Genomic DNA, 25,300 nt, shown 5'->3' on the forward strand with positions numbered 1-25,300 from the left:
CAAAAACACGTAGCTATGCGTAAAATAATATTAATAATAATGACTATCCTCTTAATGTGTGGCTGTAAAGACCCCTTTAAGAATGAAGTGTTTTATGCCTATGATGAGAAACCCGTTGGTGAATGGCTTGCCGGGCAGCCCGAATTTTCTCTGTGGGTAAAACTACTGGAGAAAGCGAACCTGTTTAATGCTTTGAATTTAGGCGCAAATCAATTTACCTGTTTCGTTGCAGATAATGATGCGGTGGAAACCTATATCCGGGAAAAAACACAATATAGCTCAATAGACGAAATGCCTCTGGAAGAAATAGATTTCCTATTGCGCTATCATATCATTAACGGAACCAAGTTGGCACATGGTAACCTAATGCTGAAACTTCCTCTACCCACTGTGACCGGTGATTATCTGACTGCCGGAGCCGTTTTGGGAACGGAGCAACGCTATATTGAAAATGGTGACGGTAAGGAGCCTTCCTATATTATTCGTAAAGACATAAGTGCAACGAATGGCGTGATTCATTGTCTTGATAAACTATTGGAGCCGCTGACTGAAAGTGTATGGGATGTAATTTCTTCTAATTCTTCTTATTCCATATTCACAGAAGCCATCATAAAATGTGGATTTGATGAATGGCTGAATAATGTTTTTCGCACGATAGGGGGAACAACCATCCGTGAGAACAAAACTGTACTGGTAGTATCGGATGAAGTGTTTCGAAGTAGAAACATTAATAATATCGATGAGTTGATAGCTTACTTTGGCGATGCTGATCCTACTGATAAAAAATCGGGATTTTACCAATACATGCTCTATCACATGATGGACAAGTTGAACGGCTATGCTGAACTTACCTCCTTCCCAAAGGGCTATAAATCGATGACTCTTTACACTTGTTCTGAGATTAAAGGCCTTTCGGTACTCGATACAGGAGGAGCGATAGACTTTAATCCTCAGGCCGGAGAAGAAGGCTTCCGTATTGTAGAGGAAAGACGTGATATTCCAGCTAAAAACGGATATGTTCATGAAATCAATAATCTGGGTATTCTTCCCGAAACAATGGCTCAGTATGTAGTCGTATGGGAGCCTACTGATAAAGAAGAGTTTATGGCGGTGCCATTTTACCGGGCCGACAAGGTAGAAGGTAGCCAGGTGCAGAAATATGATATTATAGAAAATAATCTGGAGATTCCGGGTATTCGTTGGGAAGCAATTCCTGAAGAAAATGCCCAGGTATGGTATCACAGTGAATATGTAGATGGTGGGCGTTACCTCTATAATGACGCATTATACTGGAATGTGGGAGATATAGGATGGATTGAGGTAGACCTTCCGGTTATACCTACGGGAGTATATACTTTTACTATAGAAAAATCGAATGATGCCGACTATGGAGGCAAATGCAATATTCTGTGGGATGATATAAGTTTAGGTAGCGACCGTAATTTCATTAATGGCGATAATCTGGGAACATGGGGTAATGTAACGTTGACCACCGAAGAAAAGCATACGGTACGGTTTATTGTAGGCTCTAACGGCGGAATATGTGGATTTGACCGTCTCATTCTGGTTCCTGTAAAATAGTTTTCGAGGTTGAATCTAAAAAAACAAATGAATATGTATATTTCTAAAAATACAATTGTAAAAGTATTGGGATGTTTAATATTCCTGGTAAACTATGCATGTAGCAATGCGATAGACGACTATTACAAAGGAGGGCAAACAATAACCCGGGAAGAAACGATACTCCAGTATTTGGAAGAGACTCCCGATTACTCTGAGTTTGTGCAATTGATTAACGAAACAGGCATGAGGGATATACTCTCTGGCAAGGATCTTGTAACAGTATGGGCTCCGGTAAACTCAACAATTCCGCAAAATGTTGCTACAATGAGCGATACAGAGAAACTCAGACTTGTACGCAATCATATCTCTATAACAACCATCTTTAGCCGTAATCTAGATCGCTTATCAACTGTGGGAACTATGGCAGGTAAATATCTTAATGTAGGACGCATATCAGATGGTTATACGGTTGATGGTGTCAGACTTTCAGAATTAGACCAGGTTTTTCAAAACGGAGTCGTACATAAAGCCGGAGAGTGGCTTGTTACCCGCAAAAACCTTCAGCAATGGCTTGAAGAAGCAGGGGATGAATATTCTATGTTCAGAGATACATTGTTCACTTATAATCACAAAGTTTTCGATAAAGACAGTAGTCCTATAATAGGAGTAGACGAAAATGGCCAGATTATTCACGACTCAGTGTGGGTTATAGAAAACGAATTGCTGAAAAACATAGACCTAAATGATGAAAGTGCACGATATACCCTATTTGTGCCAAATAATGATGCATTTAAAGAAATGTTCAAAGAGAAAACAGCATATCTTGAAAGTATTGGTCGTGAGGTAGCAGATAACGATGAATCTATGTGGATTAATTGGATGATGAAGGCTGCTCTTCACGAAGGAACTGTTAATTTTCAGCCTTCTCAATCAATAAAGTCTGTAAACGATCTTGAGATACGCTCCGACTATCAGGTCGTACTCAGCCCTATAGAGCTGAGTAATGGCAGAATTTATCCTATGACAACCTGTTATGTCCCTCGTAATATATATTTTACAAAACAGGAATTCAACCCTTATTATTTGCGTAAGGAAATTGTGGACAACGGAGGTGGCCTTCTGACTAATCCGGGAACTTACGATTCATATAAGAGCACTATCAACAATGTTAACAGTAAACTGATAGATAATAAACTCGCTTTTTTTCTGCAGTATACCACCAACTTTAATAATAATTATTATCAATTTAAAAGTTGCTCATGGGATGAAGAGGCATTGGTGAATACACCACTCAATATAATGCCGGGAAAATATAGTATCATGTGCCATTTCGTAAGCCAGAAGAACACTGAAGACAATGAAACCGATATACTGGAAGTGTATCAAGTGCATAGCGAAACCGAATCTACTTTTATAGGAAGAGCCGAGGGTATAGTCGCTGGTGCATATGATCAGACTTTGGACGGGAAAATTCTTGTTGATGAATATGAAGTAAAGGGTATGTATGAACCTTTGGAATTAAAGGTTGTTGTTCCCGGTTCGTATACTCAAGGCTATAAACGTCGTATCTGTGTAGGCAAAGTCACTTTGATTCCGGCAGATAATTATTAACCTCATAAAAGTGTAAAATATGCGTATTATTAAATATATTTTGTTGCTGTTCGTACTCTTTTCATGGGGACGATCTCAAGCGCAAGAACAAGATAACTCAACCGAAGGTCAACGAATAGTAGGACTTGTATTAGATGCTAATACACGCGAACCGCTGGAGTCGGTGCAAGTCAGTTCCGCTGATCTGGTGCGTGCGGTAGTAAGCGGTCCCCGTGGATTTTTCAGAGGAAGAACCTTGTCCGGTATGGCCGAGCTCAATATGGTGAAAGAAGGCTATTATACAGCCCGTATCAATCTGTTGGGACGGGACAGTGTGGTAGTTTATATGCAGAATATCGATAAAACATTAGCAACAGATACTTATACAACACCTGATGGTGAAAGATCGGTGCGCGACAAGACCAGTGCGGCCGAAGCATTGGATATTAAGGATATTAACAGGGGATATTTTTCTGCCAGTGACGCACTTACCGGAAGATTTGCTGGACTAAGGGTGCTCAATAAAAGTGGTATGGTTGGCGAGGGATCGTTTTTTAATCTTCGCGGAAATCGTACTTTATTAGGACAGAACACTCCGTTATTGGTTATCGATGGGGTTCCTTTTCTGACAGACCAGAATTCATCCAATATTATCAACGGATTTTCACCAGACATTCTCGAACCGGGTAATTTAAAAAATATCGAACAAATTACTTTTCTGAAAGGTGCGGAAGCAATGCCTTATGGTTCACTCGGAAGCAATGGTGTGCTGATGATTAAAACAGAAAGAGGGAAAGTAAGCCGGACGCTGGTTGAAATACAATCCGTAGAAGGGTTGAGTTTTGTCGGTAAAAAGCTTCCTCTGCTGTCGGGACTTGACTATAGCCGCTATATTGCTGATATAGCGGGAAGCCGTTATGCAAACTCTGAAGAGATCGGAAAAGTGTTTCCTTTCCTCAGTGGAAATATGACTCCCGGGCAAAAGGTACGCTATGGATTCAACACCGATTGGCAAAAAGAAATTTATACACCGGCTTTCCTTTCCGAAAACATGATTAAGGTGCGCGGAGGAGATGCAATAGTTCAGTACCTTGTTACCGCAGGTTACCAGATAAACGATGGTGTAGTGGATGGAACCTCGAAAAATAAGTTCTATACCAATGGTAATACGAACATTAACTTTAGCGATAAGCTAAAAGCGTTCGCATCCATTTCATTCGATTTTTCTGATATGAAATTACAGGAACAAGGGCTGACTCGTGAAACTAACCCGGTATTGGCAGCCTATGCACAATCGCCGCTGACAGGATTATATCAGGTAGATGATAACGGATTAATACTGACCGAATATGCAAAGATTGATCCTGCAATGAATATCTCCAACCCAAAAGCGATGCTTAGTGATATAGAAGGAAAAAATAAAATCTACAATTTCCTTGTAAATACAGGCCTTAATTATAATGTAATGAAAAATCTGGATGCGGATATTACTTTCGGCATCTATTACAGATATATCAAGGATGATATTTTTATCGGAGGTCTGAGTTCCCAGACAATTGCCCCTTTAATGGGTGGACTGGCTCTTAATACGGTGCGCAGCGGATCTTCCGAAGCCACTGATTATTACACAAAGGCGGGGCTTTCTTATAAATTTTCGACCGTCGATCACCATCTTAATGTTAAGGGCAGTTGGCAAATGATTTCTTCGAAATACCAGGCCAGTAGCGGAGCCGGAATCAATACGACTACCGACAGATATCGTACCCTATCTAATGTGTCGTCAGTAGGGCGTACTTCGGGAGGTTATGCTGATATTCTTAATTGGATGAATGTATATGTAAAAGCTGATTATAATTATCGTCAGCAACTCTATCTCTCAGCAATCGGTATTGTTGATGCGGCATCTACGTATGGTGATTACAGCAATCGCTGGTATGTATTTCCGGGTGTAAAAGCAGGGTGGAAAATAAGCAACTCTTCTTTTCTCAGAAATAGCCCGCTTATCTCAAATCTGATGTTGCGTAGCGAATTCAGTATAAATCCCAACAGCCGCTACAGTAGCGCATATAGTAATTATTACTATACTTTGCACTTGTTGCGTGACGTGAGTAGTCTTGTCCGGGCTGGTATTCCAAATCAGAAAATAGGGCCGGAACGTGTTACTAATATGAACTTAGGAGTAGATTTTTCACTTATTGGGGACCGGATCACATTGAGTGCAGATGTGTTTGAAGAGCATACCCGTCATATGATTGTTGATACGAAAGCTTCGCCTGTTTATGGTTCAAAATATATTTATAAGAATAGTGGATCGATGCGTACACGTGGAGCAGAACTTTCTCTTAGCGGACTTCTCACCGAAGGTGCATTCCGCCTGCGTATCGGAGGAAATATTGCGTTTTACAATACCCGCATCATGAGTTTAGGTAATAGAGATCAGCAGATAATTGATCTTGGCGATGGTGTAACGCTCATTAATAAAGTAGGTGAAGCTCCTTTTTCTTATTACGGACATTCGGTTGATGGGATTTATTCTACTACAGCGCAGGCTAATACCGATGGTTACAAGAACATAAGCGGCTACCAGTTTACAGGTGGTGATGCCAAGTTTCATGACTATAACGGGGATAAGCTTATAACCGATGCGGATCGTGATATCCTCGGAAGTGCCGATCCTGATTTCTTTGGCGGATTCTATACCAAAATGAGTTGGAAAGGATTTTCATTGTTTGCTAATTTCGCTTATAGTTACGGGAATAAGATATATAATGCTACCCGCCGGTTAAATGAATCGAGTGATGGTTTCTCTAACCAGGCAGCAAGCGTAGGACGTCGTTGGGTAACAGAAGGACAGGTTACAGATATTCCACGCGCAGTTTATGGTGATCCTGCCGGTAACAACAGATTCTCCTCCCGCTGGATCGAGGATGGTTCATTTGTGAAACTAAAAGAACTGACCATTTCGTGGGAAACCCGGAAAAAATTGCTTTTTATGCATAGCTTCAAAGTGTTCGCTACCGGAGAAAACCTGTTATGCTTTACTGATTACAAAGGTTCCGATCCTGAATTTGCATACTCTTATGATATGGCTACATTAGGAATGGATGTGGCAAAAATTCCTATCCCTAAGTGTGTGAAAATTGGAATTATAATGAATTTTTAATGCTAAAAATGCAATATATGAAACTGTTTAAGACAATAATAATTATAGTAATATGTGGCGTTTCACTGATTTCTTGTGAAAGTTTCTTCGAGAAGACGCCGGATAATATGCTTGAGGCAGATGACAATTACACTGACCGGTCTAATGTGTATGCATCATTTATGGGGCTAATGTCAACCTTACAGGATGCAGCGCCTAAGCTGTTGGTGTTGAGTGAGCTACAGGGCGATTTGATAGCGCCTACAGATCAGGCTCCCGATGATTACTGGGATGTGTTCAGATATGACATAAATTCAGATAATTCGGTGGCCGATCCAACTCCTTTGTATAGAATTGTATTAAATTGCAACGACTTTATGCGTAATACCATAGAATACAATGCCAGTTATCCCGGAGTAATCCCTGTTACAACATACAGGCAGATGATTGCCGGTGCAGTTACGCTTCGCACATGGGCATACCTCAATATTGGCAAGTTATATGGTAAGGCTGTGTATTATGATTATGCTATGGTAGGAGAAGTCGACCTGAACGAGCTTCCTGTACTGACATTCGAAGAGTTGATACGTGAATTAATCTACTTTATGAATACAGGTGTAGATAATATTAATGGTTTTCGCAGTGTAGAAGTGAATGATATGTTTGGTACCACCGGTATTTGGGGAAGTGTTCCCATTTCTACTGATGCGCTGATGTGCGAATTATACCTTTGGAACAAAGATTATGAGTCTGCTGCTAAAAAAGGGATAAACCTGATTACAGGTCAGGCATTAACAGCTGCCGGCGATAAAAATAAGATGACTCTTTCGCCTCTTTTTGGAGTTACAAAGGAATGGCACACCCTTTTTACGGAAGCGACAGCAAATCCTCAAACCAACGAAGGACTGACTATTGTTTTATTCGATAATGCCCAACGCCAGATTAATCCTCTTTATTCATTATTTTCTGCTGACCCGGTTTCTGAATATTTCCTGAAACCCACTCAGTCGTTGATAAATCTCTATTTGGGCAATGAATATCAGTCGGGTGTACAAACCATAAAAGATCCTCGCGGAGACGGAGTGACCTATGCTACCGAAATGGGACAAAGTGTATTTCATAAATATAATAAATCTCGCACTACCCAACAACAAGATGCTCCGATATATATTTATCGCGCTGCCGAAATACATCTGATGATTGCCGAAGCTCTTACCGGATTGGGCAATTATGCTGCTGCCGATGCTATCATCAATGATGGATTTGCACAGTATAATGAATCGGGGAACAGATATAAACCCCCATTCGATGCGCCGATTTATGCTTTTGAGAAACTCAATACAGGATTAGGGGTTCGTGGCAGGATAGGTATTCCAAAAGTAAACTCTACAGATTCACGGTTTATGGGAGATATGGATCCTGAAAGTCCGGAATATTCTGTTCGCAGACAATTCGTCCTGGACAGCCTTATCGTGGAAGAAACAGGAAGAGAGCTTGCTGGCGAAGGAAAACGTTGGTTCACTATGATGCGTATTGCACGCAATTCGAACAAACCGGAAATACTGGCAAACCTGGCTAGCCGTAAGTTCTCAGATGGGGACAGGCTTGTATACCGGGAAAAATTGATGAACAGCAATAACTGGTTTATCGATTATGACCTGGAATTAGCTAATTAAAAAAATTGCGAACTATTACGAAAATAATATTATGAAAAAATCATTGATAATTTTGCTGTCTGTTATAATCGCAATGCATGCTGCCTCATGTGCAGAAGACCTGATAACAGAAACGGCTATTATAGATAGGGGAGATTCTGAAGAAGGAGGCTCTTCGGGGAACCCATATTGGGATTGGGCAGATAAATATCCGGGAGTGGTTTCTGCCAATATCGAACGGGTATATGACATAGAAGTAGTGGTAAAAGGTGGATATGAACCTATTGCCTATGCACCCGATTCGCCGGTACTCCAGTCAACAGGCCTTTATGTGGCATCAGGAGAGAATGTTGAAATTGTTGTTCCTGATAATGTCACTGATTTGCAGTGTCAGATAGGTATGGGATATACACTGGTTGCGGGACAGCTTCGGATGCGTTACGATGACGTGGTAACAAAAAAACAACTGAATCCGGGACAGAATACCATTTCGAGTTATTTTGGCGGTTATCTATATTTTTGTTACCCTGTAGATAAAGTTGCTTCTTCAGACATAACAGTTAAAGTTGGTGGTGTGGTAGAATCATATAATTATGTGGCAGGAGAAACTAATGCGAGAGAGTGGACCACTACAATGATTGAACGTTCTTCTTTGTTGGCAAACCCAAGTCAGGAAGCAGATTCTATGGCATTTCTGCAATGGACGGAGTTGATATCCGATAAGGTTATCCTTACCGCCGGAGTATCTGAAATGAGTGCTATGACTGACCCTAACGGAGTATTGGAGTATTATGGAAAGATAGCCGATGCATATTACCATTTCGGAGGGTATGACCCAAATAACCAGCCTCCGATGCGTGTTTATTCCGATATTCAACTTCCAGATGCGAATCAAACCGTAGTATTGCCAACTGCTAAAATTCAACAATATGGAGGTTATCCTATCGGTTTCTTAAGGGGAGAATCATATATAAAATTTGTAGATGAGAAAAAACTTATAAATACAAATATATTACGGGCGCAGAATGATGAAGGTACCAGTTGGTTCAATGTTTTCTATGGTTTTGGAGAGGCTGTTAAAAGTCAATGGCAGGATAGTGAGCTTCTGTTGGAACCATCTTTGAATATCGGCTATTATCATTATGCGCGAACAATAGGCGTGTGGCCCGAAAAGATAATAAACTTCTCGGATAATGTTAAAAAGTTGAATACAGACTATGCCCGTACATTGAATAATAAAGACAACGGTATCATGTATGGACATGGAAATAGTGATGTTCGTACAACGATGCTTAAGCAACTTGCCGACTATTTGGGCTGGCGACTATTCTCGTATGTATCTGAACGTGCCCGGGAACTTCAGTTCAAATTCGAAGCAGATGAATTGATTAGAGGGCAAGCTGCGTGTGATTTTTTTGCCATGAGTGCATGTGAATATGCAGATAGGAATTTATTGCCTTTTTTCCGCCGCTGGCACTTCCCATGCTCTACCATCGCTATTAAATACATGAATCAGTTTCAACAGCTGGCTGCAAACGAACAATTCTGGACAGCTTATGATGCTACCAAGGAGCCGTCTTTTGATAAAAAGACACCAAATAAGAGTCTGAACAGACCTTCGTGGAAAATAAACTTCCAAATGTATGATGGGGATGACAAGGAAAACTGGTATTTGAGCGGTATAGGCTTAGATTACGAAAAGTATAACGATCCGGTTAATCCGGATAGCGTAATGGCGATGCGGGGAGATGGAACTCCATATTCCGGTAACTCGATAGACAATCCGGCATGGAAAAATGTGTTTGATGGCAATACCAGTAATCAAAACGGTCTTCTTGGACACATGCAACCCGTTACTCATTCGCCATGGGCACATATTCCTCAATACACTATGAGCTTCATCGGCCCTCCGGGCGCAGGAGACGAATATTCTAAAGAACCTGTTACTTTCAACACAATAAGTATGTGGAATGTGAATAACTATTATTTTACAAGTTATATTTATAATATTGAATACTGGGATATAGATGCAAACGAGTGGAAGCCTACTATACCATCAGAATTTAAGTTATTGTATAATTCAAATTGGGAATTTTACTATTTTGAAAAAGAATATACTACAACTCAATTAAAATTTAAGTTACAACCAATTACTCCGGGAACTTCCGGCTATTCCATTACACAATTTAATGAAATAAGCTTTGGCCTTGTGAAGTAAGCATTAAAATAGTTGGTAAATCTGTTTTTTGGTAAACCTGGAATTTTTATATGAAACGAATAGTTATATTACTAATTTTAATACTGTATTATGCGGGGGAGATTTTGGGGAGGAATTTCGCTTTAGTGAATTACAATGCCGACAATGGACTTTCGCATAATACAGTTACAAGTATAGCTCAGGATCAATATGGTTTCATGTGGTTCGGTACTGCCGATGGAGTGAATCGTTTCGACGGAATTAATTTTAGAGCATACTATTCAGACAATCAGTCGCAACATAAATTGATGAATACATTTGTTTATTCACTCTGTGTCGACAGGAAGAATGTTCTGTGGGTTGGTACAGAAAACGGATTATATTTATATGATGAAAATAAAGATACATTTTCTCACTTTAATTTCCGCACCCAATATGGTGTAGTTGTAACTGGACGTATAACCAGTATATATGAGAATAAAGACGGAAGAATATGGATAGGGACTGAGGCACAGGGCTTTTTTATCTATTACCCGGAAGAGCGTCTGCTTGTACAGAACAGCCGCTTATCCGATGCGGTGACCGATATATCCGGAGGTTCCGACAGGAATGTATTCCTAAGCACCAGTAGTGGTATTGTAGCAGAATTTGACAGCGAGGGTAGCCAGCTATTCTCAACGCAAACAAAAACAATAGACGATCATGTACCTGTCATTAAATCGTTATGCTACAACAATGATGAGTTGTGGGTTTGTTTCGAGACTGCCGGAGTCGCTAAAATGATCTGGCGTGAAAATAAGTATTCTGAATGGACTGCCCAACAGGACTTCTCTGCATATAAGCTGTTGCCACTTTCGCGAGGAGAATTACTGGTCGGTTCAGATGAAGGACTGTCTATCTTTTACCCTACAACAGGACGAACTGAGCCTGTTTCGGACATGTCGGTTAGAAACGATATTTATACGCAGGTAGTCAATACACTTTTTCGTGACAGTGAAGGTGGAGTATGGGCTGCAACCCAGAACAATGGTATAACATATCTTCCCCGCCGTTTAAAACCAATAGAACATATGGTTCGTGAAACAAGGAAGAATGATAAAATTCTTGTAACATCTTTTACCGAAGACGAAAGGGGTAATTTGTGGCTGGGGATAGATAAGTATGGAATAATGAAAATGGGTACAGATGGAAGGCTTGATACAAACCCTATTCACAATGCGTCAAGATCTTTTCTTCGTGAAATAAGAAATGTTAAAACATTGCTTGCCGATAATAACCTACTTTGGATTGGCACTTATTCAGGAGGTGTGTATAGTTGGGATATGAAACGGGGTTCTATATCTAACTATCGTAACGATCCGGCTGAAAGCAGTTCATTGTGTGATGATAATATTCTTACACTCTTTAAAGATTTTAATGGAAATATTTATGCCGGTACTCCCTGGGGATTTTCAAAATATGATAGAGAAAAGGACTCTTTTGTGCGTATAAATAAAGGAGGAAATGACCTGTATGTGTGCGGTTTTTTTCAGGCAGAACCCGGTCAGATATGGGTGCTTTCCCGTAACAAAGGTTCCTTTCTGTATAATATGGAAACCGGAGAGTTCAATCATTACCCTTTTGATGGGAAAGGAAAATTGAAAAGTGTTTGTACCTTGGTAGATAGTAAGGGAAACACATGGTTGGGTACAGAAACCGGATTGTACCGCCTTGATCAGGGGAAAAAACGCTTTGGTTTATACAATGCGTTGGATAACAGATTGCAAGGGGTTGGGGTTGCCTCTTTGGAAGAAGATAGTGATGGAATGTTATGGATTAGTAGTAATAACGGGCTTTTTTGTCTGGATACCGAGATACATGAGATCCGTTATCATCTGACAGTGAATGATGGGCTTGTGAGTAATCAATTTAACAGCCGAGCTTCTTTGCACGGACAAGACGGAAAACTTTATTTTAGCGGCATTAGCGGATATTCATCTTTTTATCCCAAAACACTACAGCGAAATAATTTTGTCCCGCCTGTACAACTGACCGGACTTTTTATCAACGATCGGCCGATGGAAATTAATCAGGGAGGTAAAGACACATCACCGCTCCAAAAGCCTTTGCATCTAAGTGATAATTTACAGATGAAATCAAACCAGAATTCTGTAGGTTTCACATTCGCTGTACTAAGTTATCAGTCTCCGACTAAAAACCGGTATGCGTATCGGCTGATAGGGTATGAGAAAGAATGGAATTATACCAATAAAGGTGAAGTCCATTATTCATCTTTGTCGCCAGGTAAATATAGCTTTGTTGTCAAAGGAACGAACGATGATGGATTGTGGAGTGAGACTCAGGCCAGAATAGATTTCGTAGTTTCATATCCGTTTTACCTGTCACCTCTGGCTATTGTAGTGTACATTTTGGTGGTAGCTTTGATATTATATTTAATATTCTTGTATGTACGATACAGGCATAGGCAGAAAATGGCTGAATTTGCATCGCTACAGGAGAACCTCAGTTATCAATCAAAAATTGACTTTTTTACTAATGTCGCACATGAGATACGTACTCCTCTTTCTTTGATCAAAGTGCCTCTTGAGTCGATCTTGAAGTCTGATGAAAAGTTCTTACCTAAGACATCGGAATATCTGCATGTTATGGGCAAAAATCTTGATAATCTGCTGAATATGGTAAATCAGTTGCTTGACTTACGCAAAGCCGAGACTACAAATTATACTCTAACCAAAGTGAAATGTAATATTTCCGAAATGATAGGGGATTTGTGTCTGCATTTTAGCTCTGCGGCCGAGGTAATGGGCAAAACCCTTGAAATGCAGATAAAGCCGGACGTTATGGCGGAGATAAACCATGATGCTATTTCTAAGATAGTCAACAATCTGTTGTCAAATGCACTTAAATATTCCAATGAAAAAATATCCGTATCTCTTATTTCTGACGAAACTATATTTAGAATAATGGTTGCTGACGATGGAAAAGGAGTAGTCTCCGAAGATATGGAACGTATATTCGACACTTTTTATCAGTCAGACAACAGTAAAGGAGGAACAGGGATAGGGTTGACTCTGGCACGGATGCTTGCCGTTAAGCATGGCGGAAGTCTGGTATTGGACAATACTTCGGGTGAAGGAACGGTCTTTACCGTAGAGGTTCCTCTGAATGCAGATCTTCCTTATGTGGAAGAAAAATTGAGAGCGGAAGATGAGTATGTCGCAGATTCAGAGTTGATTAATTATTCCCTTGAAGACGAAGAAACGCCTAAGGTATTGGTCGTAGAGGATAATGATGATCTCAGGACGATGATTACCGGAATTATCGGAGCTAAGTATGAGGTTGTAGCCGCAGCAAATGGTATAGAGGCATTGGATATGCTGGCTGAGAACAATTGTAGCCTTATCGTAAGCGATATTATGATGCCTGAAATGGATGGTTATCAATTATGTGAACATGTTAAATCTGATATAAAATATTGCCATATACCTATCATACAACTTACAGCTAAAACCTCATTGGAGGATAAAGTGCGAGGCTTGGAGCACGGCGCCGAGGCATATATTGAAAAGCCGTTTTCGGCAGATCACCTGATGGCGCAGATTGAAAGCCTGATCAAAAACAGAGAACGTATCCGTATTGCATTATTGTCAGGCAATGTTACCGAAAGAGAGATGTTGGGTATTAGCAAACGCGATGCCGAGTTTATCAAAAAACTAAATAAGAATATTGAAGAACATATCAGTGAGCAGAATTTCTATATAGAACAGTTGGCAGAAGAAATGAACATGAGCCGTTCTAATTTTTATCGCAAGGTAAAAGGTCTTTTCGGAGTTTCTCCTAATGACTATATGAAGACCTACCGGTTGCGCAAAGCTGTCGAATTGATTCTCAGTGGCGAGTATATAATTAAAGAGATATATGAACAGGTAGGATTTAAAACATCAAGTTATTTTTCTGTTTGTTTCAGAGAAGAGTATGGCATGACGCCAAAACAATATATGGATGCTCATATAACTAAATAAAACGATGATGGATACTATTATTTTTTAATCAATAAGTATCATAATCTGGTAACAGGAACTGTTTTGACTAATTTCTAAACTTTTCTGAACAAAAAGAAGCAGTATATTACTATTATTATTGAATAAATTTGTACGTGGAATTAATGCTAAAATTAACCTTAAGATGAAGATATCTATAATCAATAACCATATGGTAGAAGCATTTTTTTTGTGCTTTGTGTTAATTCTATGTGTTTCCTGCTCAAAAAATAAATCTACCGGCACAGCCAGTTATGAAAATCCGATAATTCAAAAATATGAAAACACCTCTATACATTTCTATCAGGGGCGTTATTACTATGTAACTGTTGATGCGGATGCGAATTTATCTCTTTTTGTAAGTGAAGACCCGACTCAACTGGAAAGCAGCGGGCCTCAGATTGTGTGTCGTGCCAGAAAAGATTTTGGGTTACGTCATATCTGGCATCCCCAGATCGTGAATATACAAGATGTTTGGTATATATACGCCAGTGCAGATGATGGTAATACAGATAATCACCGTATCTATGTTTTAGAAAATAAGGAAAGTGATCCTACAAAAGGGTCATTTGTTGTCCGGGACAGAATAAAAACCGATTCCATAGATAACTGGGCAATTCATCCCCATGTATTTGAATATAATGAAGAGCTTTATTTGCTATGGTCTGGCTGGCAAACCAAAAGAGTATATGCCGAAACACAGGTTCTTTATATTGCAAAACTGGAAAATCCGTGGACATTATCTTCTCAAAGAGTGAAGATATCAGAACCGGAATATGAATGGGAACGACAATGGGTAAATCCTGACGGATATAAAACTGCATATCCTGTATATGTAAACGAAGCTCCTTTTTTCTTTACGAACAATATTACAGATAAGCTTTATATATATTATTCAGCCAGTGCTATGTGGACGCCATACTATGCTATAGGTGAGCTTTCGGCATCTAAGGGAAGTGATTTGCTCGATTCATCTTCGTGGAAAAAAAGTAGCAAACCTGTCTTTTCGACATATGATCCATCAAGAGGCAATGTAGACGAAGATCACCCTGTGGAAATCGGAGTAGTTTATTCTCCGGGATACCCTTATATCATTCCTTCGCCCGATAGCACAGAATATTATCTGGTTTACATGGCACGCGACATAGCCAATAATCCCTACCAACCTTATTCACGTAGTGTGCGGATGCAGAAAATAAATTTTTCTCCGGAGGGAACACCTGATTTGGGAATGCCTGAACCAATAGGAAAGACTTTTAAGAAACCATCAGGCATAAAGAATACGAAAAATATTAATAATATAACAAATGATGAATCCAAGTAAATTGATACTGCCTGCATCACTGTTAACGGTAACCGTTTCAGGACAGGCAAGTTACTCAATAGAGTCAAAGAAAGATGGTAAGCCTAACATTATTGTTATTCTGGCCGATGACTTAGGGTATTCTGATTTAGGATGCTATGGCGGTGAAATTAAGACACCAAACCTTGACCGGTTGGCGAATAACGGATTACGTTTTAATAATTTTTATAATACAAGCCGTAGTTGCCCAACACGTGCATCCCTTCTCACAGGACTTTACCCTCATCAGGCCGGAATAGGACGAATGACGTTTGACAACCATCTTCCCGGTTACCGGGGTACATTGTCAAAAAATGCTGTAACGATTGCTGAAGTGCTGAATACCGCAGGTTATAATACCGGAATGGTAGGCAAATGGCACGTGGCAGAAACACCATTGCGTCCCGATCAGAGACAATGGCTTGCCCATCAGGTTTACCACGAAGAATTTGCCGACAAGGTAAATTATCCTACTCGCAGGGGTTTCAATGATTTTTATGGTATAATATACGGAGTTACAGATTATTTCGATCCATTTAGTCTGGTAAACGGTGAAGAGCCGGTACGTGAAGTTCCGGAAGGTTATTATATAACCAATGATTTCTCCCGGAAGGCTGTAGATTATGTAAACAAATATGCCGGTGACGAAAAACCGTTTTTCCTTTATTTATCCTATACTGCTCCGCACTGGCCTCTCCATGCTTTACCCGAAGATATAGAAAAATATAAAGATACATACAAGGACGGATGGGATGCTATTCGTCAGGCACGCTATGAACGTATAAAGAAACTTAATATATTCCCCGAACAAGAAGATTTCCTTTCTCCCCGACAGTTTAGTGATAGTTGGGCAGATAATCCCGATGCTGAATGGGATGCACGGGCTATGGCCGTGCATGCGGCAATGGTTGACCGGATGGATCAGGGAATAGGCCATTTGCTGGATGCATTGGAAAAGAACGGACAACTGGATAATACTTTAATCCTTTTCTTATCGGATAATGGCTGTAGTGGAGAGAGTCCTCAGCATTATTCTCCTGGTGAGAACGACCGGGGCGATATGACCCGCGATGGTAAGACTGTTATTTATCCTAAGAATAAAGAAATACTGCCTGGCCCGCAAACTACTTATGCCGGAATTGGGCAAAAATGGGCAAATGTCGCCAATACTCCGTTTCGCTATTGGAAAGCTAAATCATTTAACGGAGGTATTTCCACTCCTTTAATTGCCCATTGGCCAAAAGGGCTGAATAAGAATCTGAAAGGGAAAGTCTCAAATCAAATGGGACACGTAATGGATATTATGGCTACTTGTATCGAACTATCGGGCGCTAAGTATCCAACGGTATATGAAGGTAATGAAATTATTCCACTCAGAGGAGAAAGCCTTGTCCCTATATTAAACAAGGGAAAACGTGAAGGACATCAGTATCTTGGATTCGAACACTTCAATGAACGTGCATTTATTTCCAATGACGGCTGGAAGATTATTCGTCAGGGAGAGAAGAAGCCTTGGGAGCTATACAATCTGAAGACAGATTGTACAGAGCTAAATAATGTAGCTGATGAAAATCCAGAAAAACTTAAGGAGTTGACTGCTCAATACGACAAATGGGCAAAAGAATGTATGGTAGAACCTTATCCGGGACAAAACAAAAAGAAGAAATAATAATATATAAAATTTGAAAGAATGAGAAAAACAGCTTTAACTGTTATAGCATTGATTTGTACACTAGGCACTTTTGCCCAATGGCAGCCTCAGGGAGATAAGTTAAAAACGCCATGGGCGGAAAAAGTAGATCCCAATAATACACTTCCTGAATATCCACGCCCTCAGATGGTGCGTGCAGATTGGAAGAATCTTAATGGATTATGGGATTACAGTATAAAACCGATAGGAGCACAGGAGCCTGAAAAAATGGATGGAAAGATTCTTGTTCCATTTGCTGTGGAATCATCATTGTCGGGTGTGCAAAAACCCTTGACAGAGAAAGACGAACTTTGGTATCGTCATTCATTTTCGGTGCCTGCATCGTGGAAAGGACGCAATTTGTTGCTTCATTTCGGTGCTGTAGACTGGAAGGCTGATGTTTTTGTCAATGATATTCATGTTGGCACCCACACCGGAGGCTTTACTCCGTTTTCATTTGATATTACGCCTTTCTTGAATACTAAAGGAGAGCAAAAACTTGTTGTAAGGGTATTTGACGGAACAGATAAAGGATATCAGCCTCGGGGTAAACAAATATTAAATCCTCACGGTATATGGTATACTCCTGTTAGTGGAATTTGGCAAACTGTATGGCTTGAACCTGTTGCGCCGAGTCATATAACAAACATCAAATCTATTCCCAACTTAGATAATAAATATATAGAAGTGACTGTGGATGCAGCGAATACCAGGAATGAAGATTTAGTGAATGTCGCAATCTCTGATGGAAATAAAGTCGTTGCTACTGCTACAGGCCGTGTTGGTAGCCAGTTACGTTTAAGTATCACCGATCCGAAGCTGTGGAGCCCTGATTCTCCTTTCCTCTATAATATGGAAGTAACATTACAACAGGCCGGTAAAGCGGTAGATAAAGTTGATTCATATACAGCCATGCGTAAAATTTCGGCAGAAAGGGATAACGCAGGTATTATGCGCATGACACTCAATAACAAACCAGTATTCCATTTCGGCCCTTTAGATCAGGGTTGGTGGCCTGACGGGTTGTATACAGCTCCAACGGATGAAGCCCTTCTGTTTGATGTTATAGAGACAAAAAAAATGGGGTATAATATGATCCGTAAGCATGTGAAGGTTGAACCGGCTCGCTGGTATTACCATTGCGACCGCGAAGGTATTCTTGTGTGGCAGGATATGCCATCCGGAGATATGGGTAATACATGGGAAATGTATAAATATAACGGTGGGACAGATAAAGACCGTACTCAGGCATCCAAAGATAATTTCAGTAAAGAATGGAAAGAGATTATGGATCTTTGTATATCTTCTCCAAGTGTTGTTGTATGGGTTCCGTTTAACGAGGCCTGGGGGCAATTCGATACAGAGCGTATTGCTGACTGGACTAAGGAATATGATCCTTCCCGTTTGGTAAATCCTGCAAGTGGAGGTAACCATCGTCCTTGCGGGGATATGATGGACTTGCATAACTATCCGGGGCCTGCGATGAAACTTTTCGATCCGCAGCGGGTAAATGTGTTAGGTGAATATGGCGGCATCGGTTTTGCTATGGAGGATCACTTATGGTGGAACAAACGTAACTGGGGATATGTCCAGTTTAAAAGCGCTGAAGAAGTAACTGCCGAGTATGAGAAATATGCTAAAGATCTTATTAAATATGTACGCCTGGGATTTTCAGGTGCGGTATATACCCAGACAACTGATGTAGAGGGTGAAGTAAACGGTTTGTTTACATACGATCGTAAAGTGCTGAAAGTTATACCTGACCGTATTAAGTCTGCTAATAAGGAAGTTATCGAGTCCATGAAATTACCGGACTAAAGAATATTATTAAATACTTTTGAAATATGACTAAATCGGGATTTAGGATGATGCTGAATCCCGGTTTAATTTCAACAATAAAGATTTTCACTACAACTTGTTTTTCTGTTAAAATCGGTTGATACTTATCATAATATATAAAACGAATATGAAAAACACAGCTCTTTTATTAGGTTCTACTACAGCTGCACTTCTCTCCATTGATAGTGCGTATGCTAATCAACAAGACAAAAAACCTAATATTATACTCATAATGGTAGATGATATGGGGTATTCTGATATAGGGTGTTTTGGTAGTGAGATCCCGACTCCGAATATTGATAAACTGGCAGAAAACGGCATTAAATATACACAATTCTATAATGTAGGCCGATCTTGTCCTACCCGGGCCAGTTTAATGACAGGATTGTATCCGCATCAGGCCGGAATCGGAGGCATGTCCGAAGATCCTTATGATAAGAGTAAGCGCGACAGATCACCCCACGATAAGCAATTGCCGGGCTACAGAGGATTTATCAACCGTAATAGTGTTACCCTTGCCGAGGTAATGAAAGAAGCCGGTTACCATACTTATATGGTAGGCAAGTGGCACCTGGGTATGGACGGGATGGAAAAATGGCCTTTACAGCGGGGATTCGACAGGTTTTATGGTATTCTTGCAGGAGCAACCAGCTATTTCTCTCCACAAGGGGACAGAGGGCTGACTCTCGATAATTCGGAACTACCTGCACCTCAACAACCTTACTATACTACAGATGCATTCACAGACCATGCTATTTCATTTATGGATAGTAACGATAAAAATGATCCGTTTTTTCTTTATGTAGCCTATAACGCTCCTCACTGGCCATTGCATGCGAAAGATAAAGATATTGAAAAGTTTATCGGGAAATACGACAAAGGCTGGGAAGTAATCCGTGAAGGACGTTATGAACGCATGAAAAAGCTTGGTATTATTGATAAAAACTGGGAATTAGCAGAATGGGAAAACCGCTCATGGGATCAGTTGAATGAAAAAGAACGCCGTCATTCGGCGCTTCGGATGTCAGTTTACGCTGCACAGATTCACAGTATGGACTATAATGTGGGGCGCATTATTGACTATCTGGAGAAAACCGGACAGAAAGAGAATACCCTGATCGTATTCTTTTCTGACAATGGCGGATGCGCCGAGCCATATAGCGAAACCGGATTTAGCACAATTGCCGATATAAATAAACATTCGAGCTGGGTATCACCGTCTTATGGCAAGCCATGGGCGCAAGTAAGTAATACTCCGTTCAGAAAATATAAAGTGAGAGCCTATGAAGGTGGCATATCTACTGCTTTCATTATGTCATGGCCAGAAAAGCTTTCGGCTTACAACAACCAAATACGTCATAATATATGTTTCCTGCCCGATATAATGGCAACATTCATCGATGCGGGACAAGGTGCTTATCCGGCGACCTATAAAGGGAACGATATTCAACCATTGGAAGGTAAAAGTATGCTGTCTACAGTTACTAATCCAAAATCAGAGTTGCATCAATATATATTTGGTGAGCATTTTCAGAATAACTTCGTGAGAAAAGGCAACTGGAAAGCTGTCAAAGATCAGGAATCGACCGAGTGGGAATTATATGATATATCTAAAGACCGGTCGGAAACAACCAATCTTGCAGCTAAGAACTCTACGCTTTTAAAAGAACTGATCGCTAAATGGAATGAGTGGGCCGAACCCCGCAATGTATTCCCTCAACAATCTGAATAAGAATTATTAAGTAACAATACCGAATAATGGAACGCATATAAAATATCGTAGAGGCCTAAAAAATAAGAATAAAAGAAACTATTATAAAAGCTGAAATATCATGAAAAATCAAAGCTTATATCTTTTCCCGATTACTCTTACTGGGATAGTTGGCAGTAATGCTCTTGCAGGTAATCCCCCACAGAAATCCCGGCCTAATATCGTACTTATGATATCTGATGATTGCCGCAGGGGCGATTTTGGATGTTACGGAAGCCCCGATGCTATTACTCCCAATATTGACCGTTTAGCGGAGCAGGGGATGAAATTTAATAGTTTCTTTCAGGCTACAGCAATGAGTTCCCCTACACGGCACTGCCTGTTAACTGGTCTGTACCCTGTTAAATCGGGAGCTTATCCCAATCACACGTTTATTAACGATGGAGTGAAAACGCTTCCGTATTATCTGAAAGAAGCAGGTTACCGAGTTGCTTTACAGGGAAAAAGGCATATCAATCCCGAGGAGTCGTTTCCTTTCGAATATCTGGGTACAAAGACCGATGTAGATACACAACTTATCGAACCGTTTATAGCCGATGCGGCAAAAAAAGAGGAGCCATTCTTTTTGTATGTAGCATCGAATGATGCTCATTCGCCGTGGACCCGGGGCGATCAGTCTCTGTTTAATCCAAAGAACCTGACATTACCACCTAATTTAGTCGATACAGAGGTTTTAAGAAAACAGTATGCTAATTATCTGGCTGAAATTAACCAGCTGGATAATGATTTGGGAGCAGTGGAGAAACTCTTAGAAAAATACGGGCTAACAGATAATACTATATTTATATTCACCAGCGAACAGGGACATCAATTTCCTTTTGCGAAATGGACATGTTATGATGCCGGACTGCAAACAGGTTTCATCGTACGTTGGAAAGGAGTAATTGAGCCGTCCACGACAGTTGATGCTATGTGTGAATATGTCGATGTAACGCCTACACTTGTTGATATTGCCACAGGTAAGACGCTTTCCGGTCTGGATGGTAAAAGTTTTTTACCAATACTGCAGGGCAAGAAAAAGGAACATAAAGAATACGTTTACGGAATACAAACAACCAGAGGTATCCATGCCGGTTCTGAATATTACGGAAGCCGTTCGGTGCGGGATGTCCAATATCTGTATATCAACAATCTTACCCCTGATGCGGAATTTAAAAATGTAGTAACTGCCAAAGGCAGCAAGCTGTGGACATCCTGGAATAAAGTAGCAGAGCAAGACAAATTTGCTCAACAAAGAGTAGAGATATATCAGCATCGCCCTGCGGAAGAGCTATATGATGTGATTGCCGACCCTTTTCAAATGAATAATCTGGCGGAAAATAAATCTTATGATAAAGTAAGAAGCAGGCTGAAAAATAAGCTACAAACATGGATGAAGAGCCAGGGGGATAAAGGACAGGAAACAGAACTGGAAGCGAAAAAACACCAGTGGAGAAACCAAAAATGAGACAAAATGAATATAAATAAGAGTAAATTATTGACCGGCCTTAGCTTCATGAGCAGCGGATTGATTGCTTCAGTTCCTGCTTTAGCAAGAGATACGTATACCAATGAAGAAAAACCTAATATCCTAATAATCTACACCGATGATATGGGTATAGGTGACCTGTCATGCTATAACACCGGCTGGACTAAGACACCTAATTTAGATCAGATTGCTTCGGAAGGTCTGATAATCAATAATTATTATTCAGCTGCACCGGTTAGTTCTGCTTCACGGGTTGGGCTTACCACGGGCATGTTCCCTCTGCAATGGGGTATCAACACCTATCTTTCGGATAAGAAACACAATTCTAACTGCGAACAATTTGACTATTTAAGTACATCGGCTCCATCTATGGCACGGATATTAAAAGATGCCGGATATAATACAGGGCATTTTGGTAAATGGCATATGGGAGGGGGACGTGACGTTAAGAATGCTCCGCAAATCACTGAATATGGATTCGATGAATATATTTCCACATGGGAAAGTCCTGATCCAGATCCGGTCATAACCGGTTCGAACTGGATATGGAGTGATAAAGATGAGGTGAAAAGATGGAGCCGGACAGCTTATTTTGTAGATAAAACGCTCGATTTCCTTTCCCGTCATAAAGGAGAACCTTGTTTTGTGAATTTATGGCCCGATGATATGCATACCCCATGGGTACAAGATGAAGAAGCGGTAGGTAAACGCAAGACATGGGAATCTCAGCCTAATTTTCATGAAGTACTGATTGAATATGATATTCAGATGGGACGCCTGATGGAAGGTCTGAAAAAGTTAGGTATAGATAAAAACACGATAGTGATATTTACCAGTGATAACGGCCCTGCCCCCAGTTTTAAACAGATACGCGCGAATGGCCTTAGAGGCACAAAGAACAGTCTGTATGAAGGAGGTATCCGCATGCCGTTTATGGTTCGCTGGCCTGATAAGGTAAAAGCCGGAGAGATTGATAAAACGAGTCTGATTTTTGCCGCGGACTTATTGCCTTCTTTATGTAAAATTGCCGGAGCTAATCTTCCAAAGGGACATTCATGGGCTGGGGAAGATATGAGTAAAGTTCTTATCGGGAAACCTCAAAAAAGGAAGAAAGATATGATGTGGGACTTTGGACGTAATAAATATTTTGCCCAGCTAAAAGGGGCTAACAGGAGTCCTCACTTAGCACTAAGGCGGGGCAACTGGAAACTGCTGATGAATAGTGATGGAACTCAGATTGAGTTATATAATATGGCCAAAGATGAAAATGAAGCCATGAATGTAGCCGAGAGTAATCCTAAAGTGGTAAAAGAATTGAGTAAAGCATTGCTTGAGTGGTGGGCTAAACGTTTAACTCCTGAAAAGAATCAATTATGAAAAATCACTTACCTTATCTGGGTGTTTTGTCTCTCGCTTTTACAGGCACCCTTGCAGCCCATGAAAAACCCAATGTTATTTTTATTGTAGCTGACGATTTGGGGTGGGGCGATGTGAGCTTTCATGGGAGTATTATAAAAACACCGAATATTGATCGTATAGCTAGACAAGGTATAGAACTAGACCGTTTTTATACAGCTCCCGTTAGTTCTCCGACTCGTGCAGGGCTGATGACCGGACGTTATCCAAGTCGTTTCGGGATACGTAAAACAGTGATACCTCCCTGGAGGGACTACGGGTTGGATGAAAATGAAGTGACTATAGCCAACGTCCTTTCCGAAAACGGTTATCTGAACAGGGCAATGATCGGAAAATGGCATCTGGGACATGGCAGGAAAGTGCATTATCCGCTGAATAGAGGATTTACACATTTCTATGGCTGCCTGAACGGGGCAATAGACTATTTCTCTCATCATCGTGAGGGAGAACTCGATTGGCATCGTAACTGGGAGCCGAGTTATGCTAAAGGCTACTCTACCGATCTGATAACTGATGAAGCATTGAATTGTATAGAACAGTATTCAAAGAAAGGACCTTATTTTCTCTACATAGCATATAATGCACCTCATAGCCCATATCAGGCACCCGAGGATGAAATAGCAGAACATATTTCCCCTGAGGAATTCAAGGCTTTGAATAAAAAAGATAAAAACGGATATACATATCGTGCGATGGTAACCCGTATGGATAAGGGAATAGGGAAGATACTCGCAGCTTTGGAAAAATCGGGCGATCTGGATAATACGATCATATTATTCATGAGTGATAATGGAGCTGTACCTAACTTACAGACCGGATCAACCAGTTTGCCTCTTAGAGGCAACAAGGGATCGGAGTGGGATGGGGGAGTACGTGTTCCCGCTGCAATCTATTGGGCCAAAGGCTTCAAAAACAGTCGTAAAATAGAGCAGGTAACGGGTTTTGTGGATATGCTGCCTACTATTGCTGACATTATCGGTGTAGAGGGAAAACCTCAAAGACCTTATGATGGTATTAGTATTTTCTCGGTGCTTAACGGAAAAGAGAAAAAAATAGAACGGGACATGTATCTTGGAGTTGGTGCTGCTGTGAATAGTAACTATAAAATGATTCTGGCAGGAGAGAATAAAAGTATGAAGCTGAAAGAAGACTTCCTGAACTATTATCCTGATGATAAATATGAAAGTACAAGCCATATCGCAGGTCATAAAAAAGAGGCCGACAGGCTTAAGAAATATATAATGTCATACGATACTATTACTCCTTCTGTAAAAGAGTTGCCTTATGGATACGGTAAAGACGGTTTTATAGCACCGCATGAGTGGAAAGTAGTCAAGCCATAAATGGAATAAAGTTAAGTCCTGTTCTTAATGCAAATCAATAGTTAAAATCTGCATTTTTAGAAAATATCTTTATCTATGAGGAAAACAATGAGCGAATGCGGTAATATGCCAATATGGCAATGAAAGAGATGAAAAATAAAGAAAATAAAATGTGTAAGAAACAATGTTCAGCGGAACGTAGAGTAGCTAATTGGCTCCGCTTTGCTCTGCCGAACGTTGTTTGTCAGGTTTTGTACTCTGTCAT

General features: G+C 40.4%; 13 protein-coding genes. All 13 read left to right on the forward strand.

The genetic code is table 11. The annotated features are described in order from the left end of the window. Positions 1-15: 15 nt before the first annotated feature. The 13 genes from GGR21_RS15395 (at position 16) to GGR21_RS15455 (ending at position 25,056) form a co-directional block, all read left to right on the forward strand. Complete coding sequence (locus GGR21_RS15395; RefSeq protein WP_183308121.1) at positions 16-1,581, forward strand: fasciclin domain-containing protein; 1,566 nt, start codon at positions 16-18, stop codon at positions 1,579-1,581. Between the two features lie 27 nt (positions 1,582-1,608). Next, the gene (locus GGR21_RS15400; protein ID WP_221233015.1) at positions 1,609-3,174 is read left to right on the forward strand and encodes a fasciclin domain-containing protein; all 1,566 of its coding nucleotides are present in this window, start codon (positions 1,609-1,611) and stop codon (positions 3,172-3,174) included. 19 nt (positions 3,175-3,193) lie between these two features. After that, positions 3,194-6,316: a SusC/RagA family TonB-linked outer membrane protein gene (locus GGR21_RS15405; protein WP_183308123.1), complete on the forward strand. Its 3,123-nt coding sequence runs from the start codon at positions 3,194-3,196 to the stop codon at positions 6,314-6,316. A gap of 17 nt (positions 6,317-6,333) precedes the next feature. Continuing rightward, on the forward strand, positions 6,334-7,971 hold the full coding sequence (locus tag GGR21_RS15410) for a RagB/SusD family nutrient uptake outer membrane protein (protein ID WP_183308124.1): 1,638 nt from the start codon (positions 6,334-6,336) through the stop codon (positions 7,969-7,971). 31 nt (positions 7,972-8,002) lie between these two features. Then, entirely contained in the window at positions 8,003-10,168 is a 2,166-nt protein-coding gene (locus GGR21_RS15415; protein ID WP_183308125.1) for a M60 family peptidase N-terminal accessory domain-containing protein, read from the forward strand. 50 nt (positions 10,169-10,218) lie between these two features. Further along, complete coding sequence (locus tag GGR21_RS15420) at positions 10,219-14,169, forward strand: hybrid sensor histidine kinase/response regulator transcription factor (protein ID WP_183308126.1); 3,951 nt, start codon at positions 10,219-10,221, stop codon at positions 14,167-14,169. A 163-nt stretch (positions 14,170-14,332) separates the two neighbouring features. Further along, positions 14,333-15,511 carry a glycoside hydrolase family 43 protein gene (locus tag GGR21_RS15425; protein ID WP_183308127.1) on the forward strand — a complete coding sequence of 393 codons (1,179 nt, stop codon included), beginning with the start codon at positions 14,333-14,335 and terminating at the stop codon, positions 15,509-15,511. Beyond that, entirely contained in the window at positions 15,498-17,198 is a 1,701-nt protein-coding gene (locus GGR21_RS15430; protein WP_183308161.1) for an arylsulfatase, read from the forward strand. Before GGR21_RS15425 ends, GGR21_RS15430 begins: the two co-directional genes overlap by 14 nt. A 21-nt stretch (positions 17,199-17,219) precedes the next feature. Further along, positions 17,220-19,037, forward strand: coding sequence for a glycoside hydrolase family 2 protein (locus GGR21_RS15435; protein WP_183308128.1), 1,818 nt, complete (start codon positions 17,220-17,222; stop codon positions 19,035-19,037). A gap of 148 nt (positions 19,038-19,185) precedes the next feature. Next, positions 19,186-20,790 carry an arylsulfatase gene (locus GGR21_RS15440; RefSeq protein ID WP_183308129.1) on the forward strand — a complete coding sequence of 535 codons (1,605 nt, stop codon included), beginning with the start codon at positions 19,186-19,188 and terminating at the stop codon, positions 20,788-20,790. A 100-nt stretch (positions 20,791-20,890) separates the two neighbouring features. Further along, the gene (locus tag GGR21_RS15445; protein WP_183308130.1) at positions 20,891-22,276 is read left to right on the forward strand and encodes a sulfatase family protein; all 1,386 of its coding nucleotides are present in this window, start codon (positions 20,891-20,893) and stop codon (positions 22,274-22,276) included. A 6-nt stretch (positions 22,277-22,282) separates the two neighbouring features. Beyond that, positions 22,283-23,674, forward strand: a complete 1,392-nt coding sequence (locus GGR21_RS15450; RefSeq protein ID WP_183308131.1) for a sulfatase family protein — start codon at positions 22,283-22,285, stop codon at positions 23,672-23,674. Continuing rightward, complete coding sequence (locus GGR21_RS15455) at positions 23,671-25,056, forward strand: arylsulfatase B (RefSeq protein ID WP_183308132.1); 1,386 nt, start codon at positions 23,671-23,673, stop codon at positions 25,054-25,056. The genes GGR21_RS15450 and GGR21_RS15455 overlap by 4 nt, the downstream gene beginning before the upstream one ends. Positions 25,057-25,300 lie beyond the last annotated feature (244 nt).

The sequence above is a fragment of the Dysgonomonas hofstadii genome (genome assembly GCF_014196915.1).
Taxonomy (GTDB): Bacteria; Bacteroidota; Bacteroidia; order Bacteroidales; family Dysgonomonadaceae; genus Dysgonomonas; species Dysgonomonas hofstadii.